Origin of the sequence: Pseudomonas sp. Irchel s3h9 (assembly GCF_900187475.1) — a bacterium.
In the GTDB taxonomy this organism is placed as follows: Bacteria; Pseudomonadota; Gammaproteobacteria; order Pseudomonadales; family Pseudomonadaceae; genus Aquipseudomonas; species Aquipseudomonas neuropathica.
This window is the reverse complement of the sequence record NZ_FYDH01000010.1, coordinates 125230-143983: the sequence shown is the minus strand read 5'-3', so window position 1 is coordinate 143983 and position 18754 is coordinate 125230. Positions and strand designations below refer to the sequence as shown.

General features: G+C 57.6%; 18 protein-coding genes. All 18 read right to left on the bottom strand.

Translation table 11 applies throughout. The annotated features are described in order from the left end of the window. Nucleotides 1-29 precede the first annotated feature (29 nt). Entirely contained in the window at nt 30-956 is a 927-nt protein-coding gene (locus CKW26_RS18150; RefSeq protein ID WP_093429557.1) for a LysR family transcriptional regulator, read from the bottom strand. Between the two features lie 74 nt (nt 957-1030). Beyond that, nucleotides 1031-2863, bottom strand: a complete 1833-nt coding sequence (glmS, locus tag CKW26_RS18145; protein WP_095049585.1) for a glutamine--fructose-6-phosphate transaminase (isomerizing) — start codon at nt 2861-2863, stop codon at nt 1031-1033. A gap of 2 nt (nt 2864-2865) precedes the next feature. After that, nucleotides 2866-3642 carry a DeoR/GlpR family DNA-binding transcription regulator gene (locus tag CKW26_RS18140; RefSeq protein ID WP_007911964.1) on the bottom strand — a complete coding sequence of 259 codons (777 nt, stop codon included), beginning with the start codon at nt 3640-3642 and terminating at the stop codon, nt 2866-2868. A 160-nt stretch (nt 3643-3802) separates the two neighbouring features. Then, complete coding sequence (gene glmU, locus CKW26_RS18135; protein ID WP_095049584.1) at nt 3803-5170, bottom strand: bifunctional UDP-N-acetylglucosamine diphosphorylase/glucosamine-1-phosphate N-acetyltransferase GlmU; 1368 nt, start codon at nt 5168-5170, stop codon at nt 3803-3805. Nucleotides 5171-5288: 118 nt separating this feature from the next. Further along, a complete protein-coding gene (locus CKW26_RS18130; RefSeq protein ID WP_007954164.1) occupies nt 5289-5714 on the bottom strand; it encodes a F0F1 ATP synthase subunit epsilon in 426 nt (141 codons plus the stop codon). A gap of 45 nt (nt 5715-5759) precedes the next feature. Further along, nucleotides 5760-7139, bottom strand: coding sequence for a F0F1 ATP synthase subunit beta (gene atpD / locus CKW26_RS18125; protein ID WP_007911961.1), 1380 nt, complete (start codon nt 7137-7139; stop codon nt 5760-5762). 27 nt (nt 7140-7166) lie between these two features. Further along, nucleotides 7167-8027, bottom strand: coding sequence for a F0F1 ATP synthase subunit gamma (gene atpG, locus CKW26_RS18120; protein ID WP_007911960.1), 861 nt, complete (start codon nt 8025-8027; stop codon nt 7167-7169). Nucleotides 8028-8077: 50 nt separating this feature from the next. Continuing rightward, nucleotides 8078-9622 (bottom strand): F0F1 ATP synthase subunit alpha, encoded by a 1545-nt coding sequence (gene atpA / locus CKW26_RS18115; protein WP_016984064.1) that lies wholly within the window; start codon nt 9620-9622, stop codon nt 8078-8080. A 21-nt stretch (nt 9623-9643) separates the two neighbouring features. Continuing rightward, nucleotides 9644-10180 carry a F0F1 ATP synthase subunit delta gene (locus CKW26_RS18110; protein WP_007911956.1) on the bottom strand — a complete coding sequence of 179 codons (537 nt, stop codon included), beginning with the start codon at nt 10178-10180 and terminating at the stop codon, nt 9644-9646. 12 nt (nt 10181-10192) lie between these two features. Next, complete coding sequence (locus tag CKW26_RS18105; RefSeq protein WP_003229781.1) at nt 10193-10663, bottom strand: F0F1 ATP synthase subunit B; 471 nt, start codon at nt 10661-10663, stop codon at nt 10193-10195. A gap of 59 nt (nt 10664-10722) precedes the next feature. Next, entirely contained in the window at nt 10723-10980 is a 258-nt protein-coding gene (gene atpE, locus CKW26_RS18100; RefSeq protein WP_003097235.1) for a F0F1 ATP synthase subunit C, read from the bottom strand. Nucleotides 10981-11113: 133 nt separating this feature from the next. Continuing rightward, on the bottom strand, nt 11114-11983 hold the full coding sequence (atpB, locus tag CKW26_RS18095; RefSeq protein WP_007911917.1) for a F0F1 ATP synthase subunit A: 870 nt from the start codon (nt 11981-11983) through the stop codon (nt 11114-11116). A 16-nt stretch (nt 11984-11999) separates the two neighbouring features. Next, on the bottom strand, nt 12000-12407 hold the full coding sequence (locus CKW26_RS18090) for a F0F1 ATP synthase subunit I (protein ID WP_003229783.1): 408 nt from the start codon (nt 12405-12407) through the stop codon (nt 12000-12002). A gap of 148 nt (nt 12408-12555) precedes the next feature. Beyond that, nucleotides 12556-13428, bottom strand: coding sequence for a ParB/RepB/Spo0J family partition protein (locus tag CKW26_RS18085; RefSeq protein WP_034152184.1), 873 nt, complete (start codon nt 13426-13428; stop codon nt 12556-12558). A 9-nt stretch (nt 13429-13437) separates the two neighbouring features. After that, nucleotides 13438-14235, bottom strand: a complete 798-nt coding sequence (locus CKW26_RS18080) for a ParA family protein (protein ID WP_008084406.1) — start codon at nt 14233-14235, stop codon at nt 13438-13440. Between the two features lie 18 nt (nt 14236-14253). Further along, complete coding sequence (gene rsmG / locus CKW26_RS18075) at nt 14254-14898, bottom strand: 16S rRNA (guanine(527)-N(7))-methyltransferase RsmG (protein ID WP_064116544.1); 645 nt, start codon at nt 14896-14898, stop codon at nt 14254-14256. Further along, on the bottom strand, nt 14895-16793 hold the full coding sequence (mnmG, locus tag CKW26_RS18070) for a tRNA uridine-5-carboxymethylaminomethyl(34) synthesis enzyme MnmG (protein ID WP_095049583.1): 1899 nt from the start codon (nt 16791-16793) through the stop codon (nt 14895-14897). Before mnmG ends, rsmG begins: the two co-directional genes overlap by 4 nt. A 552-nt stretch (nt 16794-17345) precedes the next feature. Next, nucleotides 17346-18716: a tRNA uridine-5-carboxymethylaminomethyl(34) synthesis GTPase MnmE gene (gene mnmE / locus CKW26_RS18060; protein WP_093429551.1), complete on the bottom strand. Its 1371-nt coding sequence runs from the start codon at nt 18714-18716 to the stop codon at nt 17346-17348. Between the last annotated feature and the right edge of the window lie 38 nt (nt 18717-18754).

The following is an 18754-nucleotide window of genomic DNA, read 5'->3' as shown; positions in this document are numbered from 1 at the left end:
ACAACAGAATCACCAGCAACTGCAATCGATTATTTCATCGGGTGCAATAACGCAGCGCCTTTCAAAGCAGGATGTTCGCGCAAAGCGTTGGCGGTGAAATCGACAAAACTGCGGATCCGCGCCGGCGCCTTGCGCCCTCCCTGATACACCACATGGATCGGCAATGTCGGCAGTTCAAATTCAGCGAGGACGATTTCCAGCTCACCGGTCGCGATTTTGCTGGCAACTTGATAAGACAGCACCCGAGTCAAGCCCAGCCCCATGCAGGCTGCGGTAATCGCTGCCTGATTGGCGGTCACGATCAGACGCGGCTCAGGACGCACGCTAAGCGGTTCACCCGCGTCGAGAAACGGCCAACTGCGTTGCTGGCCAATCGCTGAAGTCGCCACCACTGGCGCGCCCGCCAACGCGTGGGGATGAGCCGGTCGGCCATATTTGGCAAAGTAGTCCGGCGAGCCGCAAATGACCCTACGCACCTCACCCACGCGAACAGCATGCTGACTGCTGTCCGGCAGATCACCGATGCGCACCGCCACATCGATGCCCTCCTCGACCATGTTGACGATCCGATCGACCAGTACCGCATTGATCGTGACATCCGGATACTGCGCCAGATAACGCGCCATCAGCGGCGTCACAAACAAATCACCGAACAACACCGGCGCTGTGACCGTCAGTTGCCCACGCGGCTCGGCATGACTGCCCGCTGCCGAATCCTCGGCTTCCTGCACCTCAGCGAGAATCCTCCGACAATCCTCCAGATAACGCTGCCCGGCTTCGCTCAAATGCACACTGCGCGTAGTACGAATCAGCAACTGCGTGCCGATGCGCAACTCCAGCGCCGCCACCGCACGCGTGACGCTGGCCGCTGACAAACCCAGACGCCGCGCGGCAGAGGAGAAGCCTTGCTCTTGAGCGACGGTGGTGAAGATGTGCATTTCCTGGAAGCGGTCCATGGTGCCTCTCGAGTCAGATACAAAAATCGCAGCCGAAGCTGCGATTTTTTGTGCGTAGGTCAGCTGTGGATAACTTATTCCACCGTCACCGACTTCGCCAGGTTACGCGGCTGATCGACGTCCGTGCCCTTGAGTACCGCCACGTAGTACGACAGCAACTGCAGCGGAATCGTGTAGAGGATCGGCGAGAGGATGTCGTGGATGTGCGGCATCTGCACCACGTGGGTGCCTTCGCCGTTGGTCATCCCGGCTTTCTCATCGGCGAATACGATCAGTTCACCGCCACGGGCACGGACTTCCTGCAGGTTGGATTTGAGCTTTTCCAGCAGTTCGTTGTTCGGCGCGACGGTAACCACCGGCATATCGTTATCCACAAGCGCCAGCGGGCCGTGTTTCAGTTCGCCGGCCGGGTAGGCTTCGGCGTGGATGTAGGAGATTTCCTTGAGTTTCAAGGCGCCTTCCATTGCTACCGGGAATTGCGCACCACGACCGAGAAATAGCGTGTGGTTCTTCTCGGCGAACAGCTCGGCGATTTTTTCCACGGTGCTGTCCATGGCCAATGCTTCACCGAGACGGGTTGGCAGACGACGCAGTTCCTCGACCAGACGCGCTTCAACGCCCTCGGCTAACGTCCCGCGTACTTGACCCAGCGACAGAGTCAGCAGCAACAGGCCGACCAGTTGCGTGGTGAAGGCTTTAGTCGAGGCGACGCCGATTTCGCGGCCGGCCTGGGTCAGCAGGGTCAGGTCGGATTCGCGCACCAGCGAGCTGATGCCAACGTTGCAGATGGCCAGGCTGGCGAGGAAGCCCAGTTCCTTGGCATTGCGCAGCGCCGCCAGGGTGTCGGCGGTTTCGCCGGACTGCGAGATGGTCACGAATAAGGTGTCCGGCTGCACCACCACTTTGCGGTAGCGGAATTCGCTGGCGACTTCGACCTGGCACGGAATGCCGGCCAATTCTTCGAGCCAGTACCGCGCGACCATACCCGCGTGATAACTGGTGCCGCACGCGACGATCTGCACGTTGCGGACTTTGGCGAACAGTTCGGCCGCTTGTGGGCCGAACGCTTGCACCAGCACCTGATCGTTGCTCAGGCGACCTTCGAGGGTGCGTTGTACAACGGCCGGTTGCTCGTGGATTTCCTTGAGCATGTAGTGGCGGTATTCACCTTTGTCGGCAGCTTCAGCACCATCGCTGTACTGCACGGTCTGGCGCTCGACGGCATTGCCGTTGATGTCCCAGATCTGCACGTTATCGCGGCGAATTTCGGCGATATCGCCTTCTTCCAGATACATGAACCGGTCGGTGACCTGACGCAGGGCCAATTGGTCAGAGGCGAGGAAATTCTCGCCCAGACCCAGACCGATCACCAATGGGCTGCCACTGCGCGCGGCGACCAGACGATCAGGCTGTTTGGCATTGATCACCGCCAGACCGTAAGCACCGTGCAATTCCTTGACCGTCGCTTTTAGCGCAACGCTCAGGTCTGGCTGGTCCTTGAGCTTGTGGTTGAGCAGATGGGCGATAACTTCGGTGTCGGTATCCGAAGTAAACACGTAACCCAGCGCTTTCAGTTGTTCACGCAGGGCTTCGTGGTTTTCGATGATGCCGTTGTGCACCACCGCGATGTCGCCGGAGAAATGCGGGTGCGCGTTACGCTCGCACGGTGCGCCGTGGGTGGCCCAGCGGGTGTGAGCAATGCCGAGACGGCCAACCAACGGATGCTCGGCCAATGCGGCTTCGAGTTCGCTGACCTTGCCCGGACGACGCATGCGCTCGAGGGTTTCGTCGTTGGTGAAGACCGCGACACCGGCGCTGTCGTAGCCGCGGTATTCAAGGCGCTTGAGGCCTTCGAGCAGGATGGCGGTGATATTACGTTCAGCAACTGCGCCGACAATTCCACACATGCTTATTTCTCCTGACTGACAGCCGCGCAAATCACGGTGATACCGCGGGCCTGTATCTGATCGCGCGCTTCGATAGGCAGGCGATCATCGGTAATGAGGGTATGGACGCTGCTCCACGGCAGTTCCAGATTGGGAATCTTGCGACCGATCTTGTCGGCCTCGACCATGACGATGACTTCTCGCGCCACCTCGGCCATGACCCGGCTCAGTCCCAGCAATTCATTGAAAGTCGTCGTGCCGCGCACCAGATCGATACCGTCGGCGCCAATGAACAACTGGTCGAAGTCGTAAGAGCGTAGTACCTGCTCGGCGACCTGGCCCTGAAAGGATTCCGAATGCGGATCCCAGGTGCCGCCAGTCATCAACAGCACAGGCTCGTGTTCGAGTTCGCTCAAGGCATTGGCGACGTGCAGGGAATTGGTCATCACCACCAAACCCGGCTGCTGGCCAAGTTCGGGGATCATCGCGGCAGTGGTGCTGCCGCTGTCGATGATGATGCGCGCGTGCTCGCGGATGCGTTTCACCGCCGCGCGGGCGATGGCCTGTTTGTACTTGGAAACGCTCTGCGCGGTTTCCGCGACCAGTTCCTGCGGCATGGTGATCGCCCCGCCGTAGCGGCGCAGCAACAGACCGTGGCTTTCCAGCGCGGCGAGATCCTTGCGAATCGTAACTTCCGAGGTTTCGAAGCGCTTGGCCAGTTCATCCACACTGACTTCGCCCTGCTCGTTGAGCAAGGCGAGGATGTTGTGGCGGCGTTGCGGCGTGTTGCGTTTCGACATGGCGACTTAAGTTTCGTTTCGAAAGATAACGGAAGCAATCAAAACCTATCGGCTCTAAATCGTCAAGCTGTCACCCAAAAAAAATCGCAGCCTTCAACATTCCCGTAGGAGCTGCCGAAGGCTGCGATCTCTTGATCTTCAAAAAACCGCTGTGGATAACTCAGCTCTTCTTGATCTTCTCCGGCCGCTTCCAGCCGTCGATATTTCTCTGCCGCGCTCGGCCCACGGCCAACTGCGCGTTATCCACATTCTGCGTAATCGTCGAGCCGGCCGCCGTGGATGCACCGTCGGAGATATCCACAGGCGCGACCAGCGAATTATTGGAACCGATGAACACATCTGCACCCAGCACGGTTTTCCACTTGTTGGCGCCATCGTAGTTGCAGGTGATTGTGCCGGCGCCGATGTTGGTACGGGCACCGATCTCGGCATCGCCCAGATAAGTCAGGTGTCCCGCCTTGGCGCCTTCGCCCATGCGGGCATTTTTCAGCTCAACGAAGTTACCCACATGTGCGCCCGCTTCAAGCACGGTGCCTGGACGCAGACGCGCGAACGGGCCGGCATCACTGCCCTCGCCCAGTACGGCACCTTCGATATGACTGTTGGCTTTGATGACCACGCCTTTGCGCAGGGTGCTGTCCTTGATCACGCAGTTCGGGCCGATCACCACGTCATCTTCGATGACAACGTTGCCTTCGAGGATCACGTTGATGTCAATCAGCACATCGCGACCGACGGTCACTTCACCACGCACGTCAAAGCGCGCCGGGTCACGCAGGGTGACGCCTTGCGTCATCAACCGACGACCAGCGCGCAACTGGTAATGACGCTCCAGCTCAGACAGTTGCTTGCGATCGTTGGCGCCCTGCACTTCCATTGGGTCGTGCGGTTGCTCGGTGGCGACCACCAGACCATCACTGACAGCCATCTCGATCACGTCGGTCAGGTAGTACTCGCCCTGAGCATTGTTGTTCGACAGACGGCTCATCCAGTCAGCCAGACGATTGGCCGGGACAGCAAGAATGCCGGTGTTGCCTTCAGTAATTGCGCGTTGCGCTTCGCTGGCATCTTTGTGCTCAATGATCGCGGCCACCTTACCGTCGGTATCGCGCACGATGCGGCCGTAACCGGTCGGGTCATCCAGCTCGACGGTGAGCAAGCCCATCTGTCCAGGCACGACGTGCTTGAGCAGACGCTGCAGGGTTTCGACTTCGATCAGCGGCACGTCCCCGTAGAGGATCAGCACGGTGTCGGCAGTAATGAACGGCACCGCTTGAGCGGTGGCGTGGCCGGTGCCGAGTTGCTTGTCCTGCAGGACGAAATTCAGATCGTCGGCAGCCAGTCGCTCGCGCACCACGTCGGCGCCGTGACCGATCACCACATGAATGCGTTGCGGATCAAGTTGCCGGGCGCTGTGGATAACATGACCCAGCATGGAGTTGCCGGCAATCGGATGCAGCACTTTCGGCAGTGCCGAACGCATACGAGTGCCTTGACCGGCCGCGAGGATAACGATTTCAAGAGACATGACTGGCTACCAATCCTGGGTGGTCAGCAACTGCGACCGGGTTTCGGGAATTCGGAAAAGAAAAAAGGGTAGCCGAGGCTACCCTTTTTTATCAATCGCACAACAAGCGGCTGACGGATTAACCGCCAAACTTCTTGCGGATCTGCTGGACGGTGCGCAGCTGAGCTGCAGCCTCGGCCAGACGTGCGGACGCAGCTCCGTAGTCGAAATCTGCGCTCTTCTCGTGCAGAGCAGCTTCGGCAGCCTTGAGAGCTGCCTGGGCTTGAGCTTCATCCAGGTCGGCGGCGCGTTGCACGGTATCGGCAAGCACCTTGACCATGTTCGGCTGAACCTCGAGGAAACCACCGGAGATGTAGAACACCTCGGCTTCCCCGCCTTGCTTGATCAGGCGGATCGGACCTGGCTTCAGATTAGTGATCAGCGGCGCGTGACCCAGAGCGATACCAAGATCACCCAGTGCACCGTGCGCAATCACCATCTCGACCAGGCCGGAAAAGATTTCCCCTTCCGCGCTGACGATATCGCAATGGACTGTCATAGCCATCTGATTGCCTCAACCTAAATTAGCGCCCGTTGCCGGGCGCCGGGATTACAGTTTCTTGGCTTTCTCGATCGCTTCTTCGATGCCGCCAACCATGTAGAACGCTTGTTCTGGCAGGTGGTCGTAGTCACCATTGAGGATGCCTTTGAAGCCAGCAATAGTGTCTTTCAGGGAAACGTATTTACCCGAAGCACCGGTGAAGACTTCAGCCACGAAGAACGGCTGCGACAAGAAGCGCTGGATCTTACGAGCACGGTTTACCAACTGCTTGTCGGCTTCCGACAGCTCGTCCATACCCAGGATCGCGATGATGTCCTTCAGCTCTTTGTAACGTTGCAGAACGTACTGAACGCCGCGAGCGGTGTCGTAGTGGTCCTGGCCGATTACGTTCGGGTCCAGCTGGCGCGAAGTCGAATCCAGTGGATCTACCGCTGGGTAGATACCCAGGGAAGCGATGTCACGGGACAGAACGACGGTGGCGTCCAAGTGGGCGAAGGTGGTCGCTGGCGACGGGTCGGTCAAGTCATCCGCAGGTACGTATACCGCTTGGATCGAAGTGATCGAACCTTCCTTGGTCGAAGTGATACGTTCTTGCAGAACGCCCATCTCTTCAGCCAGGGTCGGCTGGTAACCTACTGCCGAAGGCATACGGCCCAGCAGTGCGGATACTTCAGTACCGGCCAGGGTGTAACGATAGATGTTGTCGACGAACAGCAGAACGTCGTTACCTTCGTCACGGAACTTCTCGGCCATGGTCAGGCCGGTCAGTGCTACGCGCAGACGGTTACCCGGCGGCTCGTTCATCTGACCGTAAACCAGTGCCACTTTGTCCAGAACGTTGGAATCCTTCATCTCATGGTAGAAGTCGTTACCCTCACGAGTACGCTCACCCACACCGGCGAACACGGAATAACCGCTGTGCTCGATGGCGATGTTACGGATCAGTTCCATCATGTTTACGGTTTTGCCTACACCGGCACCACCGAACAGACCGACTTTACCGCCTTTGGCAAACGGGCAAACCAGGTCGATAACCTTGATGCCGGTTTCCAGCAGGTCGTTGCCGCCTGCTTGCTCAGCGAACGAAGGCGCTGGACGGTGAATGCCCCAACGCTCTTCGGTGTCGATCGGGCCAGCTTCGTCGATCGGGTTACCGAGGACGTCCATGATCCGGCCCAGGGTCGCTTTACCGACCGGTACGGAGATGGCTGCGCCAGAGTCGGTAACTTCCAGACCGCGCTTCAAGCCCTCGGTGGAACCCATCGCAATGGTGCGAACCACGCCGTCGCCCAGCTGTTGCTGAACTTCCAGAGTGGTTTCAGCCGCGCTCACTACTTTCAGCGCGTTGTAGATGCTCGGTACGCTGTCGCGTGGAAATTCCACGTCGATAACGGCGCCGATGATTTGAACGATACGTCCGCTACTCATAGCTGGATCCTCTGAATATTTGAACCGTTAAACCGCGGCAGCGCCGCCGACGATTTCCGAGATCTCTTGGGTGATCGCAGCCTGACGCGCCTTGTTGTAGATCAGCTGCAAATCGCTGATCAAATCACCGGCGTTGTCGGTAGCGTTCTTCATCGCGATCATCCGCGCAGCTTGTTCAGCCGCGTTGTTCTCGACCACCGCCTGGTAGACCTGCGACTCAACGTAGCGGACCATCAAGCCGTCAAGCAGCTCTTTGGCATCCGGTTCGTAGAGATAGTCCCAGTGGTGCTTGAGATCCTGATCCGGGGTTGCCACCAGTGGAATCAACTGCTCCACGGTAGGCTGTTGCGTCATGGTGTTGATGAACTTGTTGGACACCACGGACAGGCGGTCAATACGGCCGTCCAGGTAGGCATCCAGCATCACCTTGACGCTGCCGATCAGATCATTGATCGACGGCTCTTCACCCAGGTGGCTGATAGCTGCAACGACGTTACCGCCGAAGTTGCGGAAAAAGGCCGCACCCTTGCTACCAACGACACACAGATCAATCTCGACGCCGTTTTCGCGGTTTACCGCCATGTCCTTGACCAGGGCCTTGAACAGGTTGGTGTTCAAGCCGCCGCACAGACCACGGTCACTGCTCACCACAACATAACCAACGCGCTTGATTTCGCGGTCGATCATGAACGGGTGGCGGTATTCCGGGTTGGCGTTGGCCAGATGCCCAATAACCTGGCGGATACGCTCCGCATAAGGACGGCTAGCAGCCATGCGCATTTGTGCCTTGCGCATTTTGCTGACCGCCACTTTTTCCATGGCGCTGGTAATCTTTTGCGTGCTTTTGATGCTCGCAATCTTACTGCGAATCTCTTTTGCGCCTGCCATGTAACACCTATCAGGTTAGCAAGCGGGAGCCTCGCGGCTCCCGCTGCGGCTTACCAGGTTTGGGTGGCCTTGAACTTCTCGATACCGGCTTTCATGCCAGCGTCGATTTCGTCATTGAAGTCACCTTTAACGTTGATCTTGGCCATCAAATCGGCGTGATCGCGGTTGAAGAAAGCAATCAGCGCTTGTTCGAAGCTGCCGATCTTGGCGATTTCAATGTCAGTCAGGAACCCACGCTCAGCGGCATACAGCGACAGCGCCATGTCAGCGATCGACATTGGTGCGTATTGCTTCTGCTTCATCAGCTCGGTAACGCGCTGACCATGCTCAAGTTGCTTACGGGTCGCTTCGTCCAGGTCAGAAGCGAACTGGGCGAATGCCGCCAGTTCACGGTACTGAGCCAGAGCGGTACGGATACCACCGGAGAGCTTCTTGATGATCTTGGTCTGAGCGGCACCACCCACACGGGATACCGAAACACCGGCGTTCACTGCAGGGCGGATGCCCGAGTTGAACATGGCCGATTCCAGGAAGATCTGACCGTCGGTGATGGAAATCACGTTGGTCGGAACGAACGCGGAAACGTCGCCAGCCTGGGTTTCGATGATCGGCAGTGCGGTCAGGGAACCGGTTTTGCCGGTCACTGCGCCGTTGGTGAACTTCTCTACGTATTCTTCCGAAACGCGGGATGCGCGCTCCAGCAGACGGGAGTGGAGATAGAACACGTCGCCTGGGTAAGCTTCACGGCCTGGTGGACGGCGCAGCAGCAGGGAAATCTGGCGGTAAGCCACTGCTTGCTTGGACAGATCGTCATAAACGATCAGCGCGTCTTCACCGCGGTCGCGGAAGAATTCACCCATGGTGCAACCGGAGTACGGTGCCAGGAATTGCAGCGCAGGAGATTCCGAAGCACTGGCAGCCACGATGATCGTGTTGGCCAGGGCGCCGTTTTCTTCCAGCTTGCGAACCACGTTGGCGATGGTCGATTGCTTCTGACCGATAGCTACGTAGACGCAGAAAATGCCGCTGTCTTTCTGGTTGATGATCGCGTCGATCGCCAGAGCGGTTTTACCGATCTGACGGTCACCGATGATCAGCTCACGCTGGCCACGGCCGACAGGGATCATGGCATCGACAGCCTTGTAGCCAGTCTGTACAGGCTGGTCTACCGACTTACGCCAGATCACGCCCGGTGCAACTTTCTCGACCGCGTCGGTCTCGGTGTTGCCCAGTGGACCTTTGCCGTCAACAGGGTTACCCAGTGCGTCGACTACGCGACCCAGCAGTTCCTTACCAACCGGAACTTCGAGGATGCGGCCAGTGCACTTGGCGCTCATGCCTTCAGCCAGAGACTGGTAAGCGCCCAGTACAACGGCACCTACGGAGTCTTGCTCCAGGTTGAGGGCCATACCGTAGACGCCGCCCGGAAACTCGATCATCTCGCCGTACATAACGTCGGCCAGACCGTGAATCCGCACGATGCCGTCAGATACGCTGACGACAGTGCCTTCGTTACGGGCTTGGGAGGTCACATCGAGCTTGTCGATGCGGCCCTTGATAATTTCACTTATTTCGGAAGGATTGAGTTGCTGCATTGCTCTGCTGCCCCTTCAAACTCAAGATTTCAATGCTTCGGCAAGTTTCGCGATTTTGCCGCGAATCGAGCCATCGATAACCAGGTCGCCGGCGCGGATAACGACACCACCTATTAGGGCAGCATCCTCCGCAACTTGCAGGCGCACTTCCCGGTTGAGTCGTGCACTGAGAACCTTGGCGAGTTTGTCTTGCTGTTCTTGGTTCAATGCAAAAGCACTGGTCACTTCAACGTCTACCGACTTCTCTTGTTCGGCCTTGTACAGGTCGAAAAGAGCGGCAATCTCCGGCAGAAGCGGGAGACGGTCGTTTTCGGCAACGACATTGATGAAGTTCTGTGCCTTGGCATCAAACTTGTCGCCGCACACGTCAATAAACGTGGCGGCCTTTTCTGCGCTCGTCAGTCGCGGGGCCTTGAGCACGCGCTGCATGGTGTCGTCTTGCGACACCGCTGCAGCCAGGCCGAGCATGGCTGACCAATTGGCCAGTTGCTGGTGGGCCTGAGCGTGCTCGAAGGCCGCCTTAGCGTAAGGTCGGGCCAACGTGGTCAGTTCTGCCATGATCGCCCTCGCTTAGATTTCAGCAGCCAGTTGGTTAACCAGCTCTGCGTGCGCGTTTTGATCGATTGTGGCACCCAGGATCTTCTCGGCGCCGCCGACAGCCAGCAAGCCCACTTGGGCACGCAGCTTGTCTTTGACACTGTTCAGTTCCTGTTCGATCTCGGCTTGAGCCTGAACCTTCACACGGTCAGCGTCGACACGGGCCTTTTCAACGGCCTCTTCGACAATCTGGTTACCGCGTTTCTTGGCTTGCTCGATGATTTCAGCTGCCTGAGCTTTCGCTTCGCGCAGTTGCTGACCCGCTTTTTCTTGGGCCAACTCCAGGTCGCGAGCTGCACGGCTGGCAGCGTCCAGACCATCAGCGATCTTCTTTTGACGTTCGTGCAGAGCAGCGATGACCGGAGGCCATACATACTTCATGCAGAACAGTACAAAAATCAGGAACGCAACGGACTGGCCAATCAGGGTCGCATTAATGTTCACGCCAACACCTCGCAGTTACGTTGTCCATCACATCAAATTACTCGGAAGAATCCGGGTAATTAGCCAGCGATCTGACCAACGAACGGGTTCGCAAAGGTGAAGAACAGAGCGATACCAACACCGATCATGGTTACGGCGTCGAGCAGACCGGCAACGATGAACATTTTAACTTGCAGCATTGGAACCATTTCTGGCTGACGCGCTGCGCCTTCCAGGAACTTGCCGCCCAGCAGGCCGAAACCAATTGCGGTACCCAGTGCGCCCAGGCCGATCAACAGTGCAACAGCGATAGCGGTTAGACCAACTACAGTTTCCATCTTTCCTCCCGACTTTTACGTCGTATGGTTTAGGTTTTTTAGATTAAAGCGGTAAAACAAATCGTTTCAGGTGCCCTGTGAAGAGCCCCTTCCCGTTTGACCGGGAAGGACATCAGACTAGTCGAGACTGGCCTTAATGGTTTTCTTCGTGCGCCATCGACAAGTAGACGATGGTCAGCATCATGAAGATGAACGCCTGCAGCGTGATGATCAGGATGTGGAACACAGCCCACGCCCACTGCAGAACAACGCCCAGGCCGCTCAGCCAGAGCAGGCCGCTGCCGAACATCACAGCGATCAGAATGAACACCAGCTCGCCGGCATACATGTTGCCGAACAGACGCAGAGCCAGAGAGATCGGCTTGGCGATCAGGGTCACGAATTCCAGCAGGAAGTTCACCGGGATCAGCAGGGCTTGAACGAAGATGTTCTTGCTGCCGAACGGGTGCAGGGTCAGTTCGCCGATGAAGCCGCCGAAGCCCTTGACCTTGATGCTATAGAAAATGATCAGTGCGAAAACCGAGAACGCCATGCCCAGGGTCGCGTTCGGGTCGGTGGTCGACACGGCGCGGAACGGGATGTGGTGGTCACCGGAGATCAGGATGGCCAGCTGAGGAATCCAGTCGACCGGTACCAGGTCGACGGCGTTCATCAGGAACACCCAGACGAAGATGGTCAGTGCCAGCGGTGCAATCACCGGGCTACGGCCATGGAAGCTGTCTTTCACGCTGCCATCGACGAATTCGACCAATACTTCAACGAAGTTCTGCAAAGCACCCGGCTGACCCGAAGTCGCTTTCTTTGCCGCCATGCGGAAAAGAAGTACGAAGATCAGACCCAACGCGACCGACCAGCCGAGGGTATCGACGTGGAAAGCCCAGAAGCCCATTTCTTTGGCTTCTGCTGCGGTATGGGCAAAGCCCCAGCCGCCGTTAGGTAGCTGACCGAAGGTCAGGTTCTGCAAGTGGTGCTGGATATAGCCCGAAGCGGTTGTTTCTGCCATGGTTGCCTCAAACGCCCTAAGGTCTCGAAAGTCTTGTTCTCATCAGCAGGGGAGCGAACCAGCTGACCGACTGAGTCAGCACGAACGCGCCGAATACAGCTATCGGCGCCAATGGCTTCACACCTGCAAACACCAGTGCAAAGAGCACTGCCGTCAAAATCAGTTTGCCTGCCTCGCCGGCGTAAAAGGACCGGACGATGGACTGGGCTGCTCGGGCGCCGGAAAACCGAAATGCCTTGTGAGCGAAATAAACATTGGGCAGCAAGGCTATCAGGCCTCCGCAAAGTCCCGAGTATCCGGCAACGACTCCGTGCCATTGCCAGAGCGCCAAAGCGGCAATGAGCAAAATGACAAATTGAGCCATTAACACCGGAAAAACCGCCAGGCGATGGAACGGCAGGCGGTTTGGCTTGCGGGTTTCCATCACGTTTGCTCTCCAATGGTCGGCTGCCAGAATTCAATAACTTGGCATAATTTGTGCCGACAAAATGCGCGCAGAGTATAGGGGCGGTTCTGCCCCTATTCAACTGTCAGGTAGTGATTTCCGACTGCGCGCTACATGAGGAAATGTTTCAGCGGATGTGTGCGAGCACACCTTGAAGCTCATCGAGGGAGTTGTAACCGATCACCAACTGGCCCTTTCCCTTCTTCCCATGGCGAATCTGCACCGCAGAGCCTAGGCGCTCGGCCAGACGCTGTTCGAGGCGGGCGATATCCGGGTCGGGTTTGGTCGCCTCCACAGGCTCCGGTTTGCCACTCAACCACTGACGAACCAGTGCCTCAGTTTGGCGCACAGTGAGACCGCGTGCGACAACATGTCGCGCCCCTTCCACCTGTTGATTGTCCGGCAGACCGAGCAATGCACGGGCATGACCCATTTCCAGGTCGCCATGGGACAGCATGGTCTTGATGACTTCCGGCAGCGCAATAAGCCGCAACAGGTTAGCCACAGTGACGCGGGACTTACCCACAGCTTCGGCGACCTGTTGCTGAGTGAGCTGGAACTCCTGCTGCAAACGCTGCAGGGCCACCGCTTCTTCGATCGGATTGAGGTCTTCGCGCTGGATGTTCTCGATCAGCGCAATAGCGATTGCGGTTTCATCCGGCACATCGCGGACCATCGCCGGGATGGTTTCCTGCCCGGCTTGCTGACTCGCGCGCCAGCGACGTTCACCAGCGATGATCTCGAAGCGGCCACCGCCAATCGGGCGCACCACGATCGGCTGCATCACGCCTTGCGCCTTGATCGACGCTGCCAGTTCTTCCAGCGCCTGCGGATCCATGTCGCGGCGCGGCTGGTATTTGCCGCGCTGCAGCAGATCCAACGGCAAGTGCTGCAGTTCGCGGGTGTCAGCTTGCGCCGCTTGTTCTTCCAGCGCGCTGACGGTCGGACCACTCAGCAGTGCATCCAGTCCACGTCCGAGACCTCGTTTCTTGACGGCCATGGGGATTCCTTAAGTTGCCTGAGCGGCGGCGATGCGTGAGTTTTTGCGCTGACGGCGAACCATCTCGCCGGCCAGGGCCAGATAAGCCAGGGCGCCGCGCGATTGCTTGTCGTAGGCAAGCGCCGGCATGCCGTAGCTCGGCGCTTCGGCCAGGCGGATGTTGCGCGGGATCACCGTGTCGTACAGCTGATCGCCGAAGTGTTCCTTGAGCTGCGCCGAAACGTCGTTCATCAGGCTCAGGCGCGGGTCATACATGGTCCGCAGTAACCCTTCGACTTTCAGGTTCGGATTCAGCAGTTCGGCGATGCGCTTGATGTTATCCACAAGGTCGCTCAAGCCTTCGAGCGCAAAGTACTCACACTGCATGGGGATAATGACCCCATCAGCGGCGACCAGTGCGTTCAGCGTAAGCATCGACAGCGACGGCGGGCAGTCGATCAGAATGTAATCGTAGTTTTCGCGGATCGGCGCCAGCGCGCTGCGCAGACGGCTTTCCTTCATCTGCATTTCCAGCAGCACCACTTCGGCCGCGGTCAGGTCGCGGTTGGCCGGCAGCAGTTGGTAACCGCCATGTTCGGAATAGTGCATGGCCTGGGCCAGATCGCATTCGCCGATCAGCAGGTCGTAGACCGAATTTTCCAGGCCGTGTTTATCCACACCGCTACCCATGGTGGCGTTGCCCTGTGGATCGAGATCGATCAACAGCACCCGGCGCTTGGTCGCGACCAGCGATGCTGCGAGGTTGATGCAGGTGGTGGTCTTGCCCACACCACCCTTTTGGTTCGCTATCGCGAATACCTTAGCCATTCTTGCTTGTGTTCCCAATCATGCCGTGCGGCGCAGTATCAGCAGATGGCGTTGGCCTTGGCAACCGGGTACGGCCAGGGCGTGTTCGCTATCGAGTTTGAAGTCTGCCGGCAATGCTACCAGCTCATCGGCCGGATGAACGCCCTTCATTGCCAGCCAACGTGTATCGGCGTCGCCTAAGTGGCGAGTCCAGTTGGTGAAGTTTTCCATGCTGCTGAACGCCCGGGAAATGATCCCATTGAACGGTTGAGCAGGCTGGAAGGCTTCGACACGACTGTGGATAACTTGCAGGTTATCCAGTTTGAGTTCGAGTTTGACCTGAGTCAGAAAGCGGGTTTTCTTGCCGTTGCTGTCCAGACAGGTCACTTGCGAGTCCGGATACAGGATCGCCAACGGGATCCCCGGCATGCCGCCGCCACTGCCGACGTCGAGCCAGCGACCGTTTTCGATGAACGACATCACGCTCAGACTATCGAGCAAGTGTCGCGAAACCATTTCGTCCGGATCGCGCACCGCAGTCAGGTTGTAGGCCTGGTTCCATTTGATCAACAGGGCCAGATAACCCAGCAGCAATTCGTGCTGGGTTTCAGTGAGATGGACACCGAGCTCGCGGGCTCCTGTGGATAACTCTTCGGCGTGTTGCGAAGTGACCTTAGAACTCAAGCGCTTTGCTCCAACTGACGGCCCGCGCCGCGTTTTTTCAAATGAATCATCAACAGCGAAATCGCTGCCGGGGTCACACCCGGGATCCGCGAAGCCTGACCCAGCGTCTCTGGACGCGTGGCACCGAGCTTGCTCTGGATCTCCTTGGAGAGACCGGAAATGTTGGTGTAATCGATATCCACAGGCAATTTCGTGTCTTCACTGGCGCGCAGACGGGCGATTTCGTCCTGTTGACGGTCGATGTAACCGGCGTACTTGGTTTTGATTTCAACCTGCTCGGCGACCTGAGGATCTTCGGCGCCGTTGCCGGTCACTTCGACCAGACCAGCGTAGTCGATTTCCGGACGGCTCAAGAGGTTGAGCAAGTTGTATTCGTGGGTCAGCGGCGTGCCGAATTTTTCCGCGATCGCATCGCCCTGCTGCGTATTCGGGCGAACCCAAGTGCTTTTCAGGCGCTGTTCTTCGAGTTCGATGCTTTCGCGTTTCTTGCAGAAGGCTGCCCAACGTGCGTCATCGACCAAACCGAGCTCGCGACCTTTTTCGGTCAAACGCAGGTCGGCGTTGTCCTCGCGCAGGATCAGGCGGTATTCGGCACGGGAAGTGAACATGCGGTACGGCTCTTGGGTACCGAGGGTGATCAGGTCGTCGACCAACACACCGATGTACGCTTCATCGCGACGCGGACACCAGGCTTCTTTGCCCTTGGCGCGCAGTGCGGCGTTGGCCCCGGCCAGCAAACCTTGGGCGCCAGCTTCTTCGTAACCTGTGGTGCCGTTGATTTGCCCGGCGAAGAACAGACCGCCGATGACTTTGGTCTCGAGGCTGTACTTCAGGTCACGCGGATCGAAGTAGTCGTACTCGATCGCATAACCCGGACGCACGATGTGCGCGTTTTCCATGCCGCGAATCGATTGCACGATCTGCAATTGCACGTCGAACGGCAGGCTTGTGGATATTCCGTTCGGGTACAGCTCATGGGTGGTCAAACCTTCCGGTTCGATAAACACCTGATGGCTTTCCTTGTCGGCAAAGCGGTGGATCTTGTCTTCGATCGACGGGCAGTAGCGCGGGCCAATGCCTTCGATCTCACCGGCAGCGGAATACATCGGCGAACGATCGAGGTTCGCGCCAATGATTTCGTGGGTGCGGGCGTTGGTGTGAGTAATCCAGCAACTGACCTGACGTGGATGCTGTTCTTTGTTGCCCATGAACGACATCACCGGGATCGGCGTATCGCCTGGTTGCTCGGTCATTACCGAGAAATCCACAGACTTGCCGTCGATACGCGGCGGCGTACCGGTTTTCAGGCGACCGACACGCAGCGGTAGTTCACGCAGACGGTGAGCCAGTGCGATGGACGGCGGATCACCGGCGCGACCGCCGGAAAAATTCTGCAAACCGATGTGGATAAGTCCGCCGAGGAACGTACCGGTGGTCAACACCACGGAATCGGCGAGAAAACGCAGACCCATTTGCGTGACAACACCACGGACTTGTTCCTGCTCGACGATCAGGTCGTCAGCAGCTTGTTGAAATATCCACAGGTTCGGCTGGTTTTCCAGAATTTCGCGGACAGCGGCTTTGTACAGAATCCGGTCAGCTTGCGCACGGGTCGCCCGAACGGCGGGGCCTTTGCGGCTGTTCAACACGCGAAACTGGATGCCACCGAAATCGGTAGCGGTGGCCATCGCGCCGCCGAGGGCATCGATTTCCTTGACCAGATGGCTTTTGCCAATGCCACCAATGGCCGGGTTGCAACTCATGGCACCGAGGGTTTCCACGTTATGCGTCAGCAACAGGGTTTTTGCCCCCATACGTGCTGAGGCCAGTGCTGCCTCGGTACCGGCATGACCGCCGCCGATGACGATCACTTCAAAACGGGAAGGGAAATCCACCACGCACCTCGTGCCTGCTTAAGTAGGTAATTCAGGAATAGTTTGAGATCAGGTTTCTGAACCTGGTCGACAAGTATAGGGACTTCGCCCTTCCTAAAGAACCCTTTGCACAAAATTTAACCAGCTGTGGAGAACTCGAGGTTAAAAGAATAAAAAAGAGAGAAATTTATAAAACCTTTGTTTTTATGTTTATTTTTACTGAGCATACTTTCTGTGGATAGATTGCTACAAGCCTTTATATTCAATATGTACAGAGTTTCAAAACCCTGTGATCATGTGCCAATAAGGGCCTTGGATAACCGGTTTAAGCCTGTGGATTAAAGGGGTGGTTATCCACAACGTGGGTTATATCCAGTTTTCAGGCCCTGTTATCAACTGCCCTTAGTGGCAGTTATTCACAGGGCTTAATCCACAGAAATGCGGTGAATGAAGAAATAACGGGCACGAGAAATCTGCTCAGGGAGACGAAATCTGCCCGGCACTGGAGAAAGGTTTGAGAAAGAGGAGGCGCAGACAGGTCGCGAATGGACCTGTCTGTGGAAAGCGGAGGGTTTATTTACCGATACAGAAGCTGGAAAAGATCCGTCCCAGCAGATCATCAGAGCTGAATGCCCCGGTGATTTCCCCTAGAGAGTGCTGAGCCTGACGCAGGTCTTCGGCCAGCAACTCGCCCGCACCCGCCAGAGTCAGTTGTGCACGACCGTGTTCAAGGGCTGCACTGGCATGGCGCAACGCTTCCAGATGGCGACGACGAGCACTGAAGCTGCTTTCCGAAGTCTGCTCGTAGCCCATACAGGCCTTGAGGTGATCACGCAGGAGTTCCAGACCATCACCTGCAGATTTGGCGCTCAGGCTGATCGTCACGTGGCTATCTTCACTGACTTCCAGGGAAATGGATTCACCAGTCAGGTCTGCTTTGTTACGAATCAACGTAACCTTGGCCGGATCCGGGCGGGTTTCGAGGAATTCAGGCCACAAGGCAAACGGATCCAGTGCTTCCGGAGCGGTTGCATCGACCACCAGCAGGACGCGATCCGCTTCGCCGATGGCTTTCAGTGCGCGTTCAACGCCAATCTTTTCCACCTGGTCTTCGGTATCACGCAAACCTGCGGTATCCACAACGTGCAACGGCATACCGTCGATGTGGATATGTTCACGCAAAATATCGCGGGTGGTGCCGGCAATCTCGGTGACGATCGCCGCTTCCCGACCGGCTAACGCATTCAACAGGCTGGACTTGCCGGCATTCGGACGACCGGCAATCACCACGGTCATACCATCGCGCAACAACGCGCCCTGTCCGGCTTCACGCAGTACTGTGGATAATTCATCACGGACCTTGTCCAGCATGCTCAGCACGTGGCCATCGGCAAGAAAGTCGATTTCCTCTTCCGGGAAGTCGATGGCGGCTTCGACGTAGATGCGCAGACCTATCAGCTGTTCGGTCAAGTTATGCACACGCTGGGAAAACGCGCCTTGCAAAGAACGCAGGGCATTGCGCGCCGCTTGTGCAGAACTCGCCTCGATCAAATCGGCAATCGCCTCGGCCTGGGCCAGGTCGAGTTTGTCATTGAGGAACGCGCGTTCGCTGAACTCCCCCGGACGCGCCAGACGGCAGCCCAGTTCCAGGCAGCGTTTGAGCAGCATGTCCAGAACGATCGGCCCACCGTGGCCCTGCAATTCCAGAACGTCTTCGCCGGTGAACGAGTTTGGCCCCGGGAAATATAGCGCCAGACCTTCATCGAGCACTTGCTGGTCATCACTGAAAAATGGCCCGTAATGGGCGTAACGCGGTTTCAGTTCGCGGCCGCTTATAGCTTTGGCTGCAACGCTGGCCAGCGGCCCGGAAATACGAACAATGCCCACACCGCCGCGACCCTGAGCGGTGGCGACGGCGGCGATGGTTTCACGAGGTGTGCTCATAAACCGGAATCCAGACAAAAGTGGCAGATAGCAAAACG

Bases quoted from the DNA above. Each gene is read 5' to 3' on its own strand.
- CKW26_RS18150 (WP_093429557.1), bottom strand. From the start codon at position 956: ATGGACCGCTTCCAGGAAATGCACATCTTCACCACCGTCGCTCAAGAG.
- CKW26_RS18080 (WP_008084406.1), bottom strand. From the start codon at position 14,235: ATGGCTAAGGTATTCGCGATAGCGAACCAAAAGGGTGGTGTGGGCAAG.
- CKW26_RS18090 (WP_003229783.1), bottom strand. From the start codon at position 12,407: ATGGAAACCCGCAAGCCAAACCGCCTGCCGTTCCATCGCCTGGCGGTT.
- atpE (WP_003097235.1), bottom strand. From the start codon at position 10,980: ATGGAAACTGTAGTTGGTCTAACCGCTATCGCTGTTGCACTGTTGATC.
- CKW26_RS18085 (WP_034152184.1), bottom strand. From the start codon at position 13,428: ATGGCCGTCAAGAAACGAGGTCTCGGACGTGGACTGGATGCACTGCTG.
- glmS (WP_095049585.1), bottom strand. From the start codon at position 2,863: ATGTGTGGAATTGTCGGCGCAGTTGCTGAACGTAATATCACCGCCATC.
- glmU (WP_095049584.1), bottom strand. From the start codon at position 5,170: ATGTCTCTTGAAATCGTTATCCTCGCGGCCGGTCAAGGCACTCGTATG.
- atpG (WP_007911960.1), bottom strand. From the start codon at position 8,027: ATGGCAGGCGCAAAAGAGATTCGCAGTAAGATTGCGAGCATCAAAAGC.
- atpD (WP_007911961.1), bottom strand. From the start codon at position 7,139: ATGAGTAGCGGACGTATCGTTCAAATCATCGGCGCCGTTATCGACGTG.
- CKW26_RS18110 (WP_007911956.1), bottom strand. From the start codon at position 10,180: ATGGCAGAACTGACCACGTTGGCCCGACCTTACGCTAAGGCGGCCTTC.
- CKW26_RS18140 (WP_007911964.1), bottom strand. From the start codon at position 3,642: ATGTCGAAACGCAACACGCCGCAACGCCGCCACAACATCCTCGCCTTG.
- CKW26_RS18130 (WP_007954164.1), bottom strand. From the start codon at position 5,714: ATGGCTATGACAGTCCATTGCGATATCGTCAGCGCGGAAGGGGAAATC.
- atpA (WP_016984064.1), bottom strand. From the start codon at position 9,622: ATGCAGCAACTCAATCCTTCCGAAATAAGTGAAATTATCAAGGGCCGC.
- atpB (WP_007911917.1), bottom strand. From the start codon at position 11,983: ATGGCAGAAACAACCGCTTCGGGCTATATCCAGCACCACTTGCAGAAC.
- mnmE (WP_093429551.1), bottom strand. From the start codon at position 18,716: ATGAGCACACCTCGTGAAACCATCGCCGCCGTCGCCACCGCTCAGGGT.